This window comes from Allobosea sp. CER48, assembly GCF_044752385.1.
GTDB lineage: Bacteria > Pseudomonadota > Alphaproteobacteria > Rhizobiales > Beijerinckiaceae > Allobosea.
In genome coordinates this window covers 1-2323 of sequence record NZ_JBIWYK010000475.1, presented here as the reverse complement: position 1 = coordinate 2323, position 2323 = coordinate 1, and the positions used below count along the sequence as shown (strand labels likewise).

The window sequence follows — 2323 nt, the reverse complement described above, 5'->3', positions numbered from 1 at the left end:
CGCGTTCTGGCTCAGCCGCTGGAAGAGGCCGAGGCCGACCAGGGCGAGCACCGCCAGAAGCATCAGCAGGCCGGGATAGATGAGATTTCCCATCGTCTCGCGCGAGGTCTTGGCGATCAGCACCAGCGATTCCAGTGACAGCGCCACGATCATGATCGACATGAACTTGGTCAGCGAACCCCGGGCCTCGGCCGGGCGGCGCATCTCGCGATCGGCGACCACCTCCTCCTCGAACAGGAACTTCCCGACATCGGCGACGGCCACCGCGATGATCACGAGGCCGATCGCGTCGAGCATCGTGTCGAGCGCGCCTTCGCCGCTCCAGAAGCCGTGCGACGTGCGCCAGACCGCGACACCGATCAGGATGATCGAGGCGCCGAGCAGCGCGAAAGCGATAATGGAATAGAGCAGCCGGCTGAACAGCGTCATGTTTCCCCCTCCATCCGCTTGCTCGCGACAACCGCCGGCGAGGCAGGCGGTTCCGTCGGGACACGGGGCACGCACGAGCATCCGGGGCTTGCATGGCAGCTACTGCGGCGGAGCGATTGCCGGCTATGGCGTTCCATGCTCCAAGCGCTCAGTTCCGCCGGAGCGTGCGCCGATGCCCGAGACGACCACCCTCGTTACCTTCGCTCTCATCGCGCTCGGCATGGTGCTGACGCCCGGCCCCAACATGATCTACCTGATCTCGCGTTCGATCGCGCAGGGCAGGGGAGCGGGGCTGATCTCGCTCGGCGGCGTGATCCTCGGCTTCTTCGTCTACATGTTCTGTGCCGCCTTCGGCATCACGGCGCTGCTCTTCGCCGTGCCCTACGCCTATGACGCGCTGCGGCTGGCGGGGGCGGCCTATCTGCTATGGCTCGCCTGGCAGGCGGTGAGGCCCGGCGGGCGCTCGCCCTTCCATGTCCGCGACCTGCCTCATGACGGGCCGCGCAAGCTCTTCGCCATGGGGTTCCTGACCAGCCTGCTCAATCCCAAGATCGCGATGTTCTACCTCGCGTTGCTGCCCCAGTTCATCGACCCCGCCGCCGGCAACGTGCTTGCGCAATCGGTCGTGCTCGGCTTCGTGCAGATCCTCATCAGCGGCAGCGTCAACGCCCTGATCGCGACGGCGGCGGGCAGCATCGCGCTGTTCCTGAAAACGCGCCCGTTCTGGTCGCTGGTGCAGCGCTGGCTGATGGGGACGGTCCTCGCCGGCTTCGCCCTGCGCATGGCGATGGAAGCGCGGCGCTAAGCATTGCCGATGTCAGCTCTCGAAACCGCGACGGGCACGCCCCGGCCAAGCTTGCCGAACCTCTTCAGCGGCTTCCTCAAGATCGGGCTGATGGGCTTCGGCGGCGTCGGCCCGGTGGCGCGCCACATCATCGTGGCCGAGCGCAACTGGCTCGATGATCGCGGCTATGCCGAACTGATGGGTATCTGCCAGGCATTGCCCGGCGCCAACACCGTCAATGCGGCGGTGATGTTGGGCGACCGGTTTCGCGGCGCGCTCGGTTCGTTGACCTGCGTCTTCGCCCTGATGGCGATGCCGCTGCTCTCGCTGGTCGCGATCGCGAACATCTACGGCGCCGTTTCCGACCACCCGCTGGCCCAGGTCGCGCTGACGGGCGCCGCCGCCAGCGCCGCCGGCCTGATCCTCGGCACGGCCGCGCGGCTGCTCACCAGGGCGGGCCTCGCTCGCTGGGCCTGGGTCATGGCTGCCGCCGCCTTCGTCGCGGTCGGGCTGTTGCGGCTGCCGATGCTGCCGACGCTCCTCATTCTCGTCCCGCTTGGCCTTGTCGCGGCCTCCCTCGGAGCGCGGCGGATCTGATGGAGCGCGGCATCTTCGGCCAGTTGGTCGTCACCTTCGGCACGATCTCCCTGATGGCGATCGGCGGCGCCAATGCCGTGGTGCCGGAAGTGCATCGCCAGATCGTCGACATCCTCGGCTGGATGGATGCGCCGACCTTCGCGCGGCTCTTCGCCATTGCGCAGACCGCGCCGGGGCCGAACGTGATGCTCGCCAGCATCGTCGGCTGGCAGGTCGCCGGTACGAGCGGCCTGCTCGTGGCGACGCTGGCGATGCTGTTGCCGTCCTCCCTGCTGGCGCTGGCCTGCAGCCGCGGGCTGCAACGTTTCAGCGACAATCGTATCGTCCGGGTCGTCACGCTCGCGCTGGTGCCGATCGCGCTCGGCCTGATGCTCGCCAGCGGCGCGGTCGCGACGCTCGCCGCCGATGCCGGGCCGTTCGGCTTCGCGATCACGGCAGCGACCGCCCTCGTGACCTATCGTTCGAAGCTGAATCCGCTCGTGCCCATGGCGGTGGGCACGGCGGCATACGTCG

At 68.1% G+C, this 2323-nt stretch carries 4 protein-coding genes; 3 read left to right on the top strand and 1 reads right to left on the bottom strand.

Annotated elements, in window-relative coordinates; translation table 11 throughout:
• The coding region (locus ACIPIA_RS14550; protein WP_400510577.1) for a GNAT family acetyltransferase at positions 1-429 on the bottom strand (429 nt) is incomplete at its 3' end.
• A 172-nt stretch (positions 430-601) separates the two neighbouring features.
• Between ACIPIA_RS14550 and ACIPIA_RS14545 the strand changes: the two genes are divergently transcribed.
• The 3 genes from ACIPIA_RS14545 to ACIPIA_RS14535 all read left to right on the top strand — a co-directional run.
• Entirely contained in the window at positions 602-1234 is a 633-nt protein-coding gene (locus ACIPIA_RS14545) for a LysE family translocator (protein ID WP_400510575.1), read from the top strand.
• A gap of 9 nt (positions 1235-1243) precedes the next feature.
• The gene (locus tag ACIPIA_RS14540; protein ID WP_400510573.1) at positions 1244-1810 is read left to right on the top strand and encodes a chromate transporter; all 567 of its coding nucleotides are present in this window, start codon (positions 1244-1246) and stop codon (positions 1808-1810) included.
• Positions 1810-2323: chromate transporter (locus ACIPIA_RS14535; RefSeq protein ID WP_400510571.1), on the top strand; the 514-nt coding region annotated here is incomplete at its 3' end. The genes ACIPIA_RS14540 and ACIPIA_RS14535, both read left to right, overlap by 1 nt.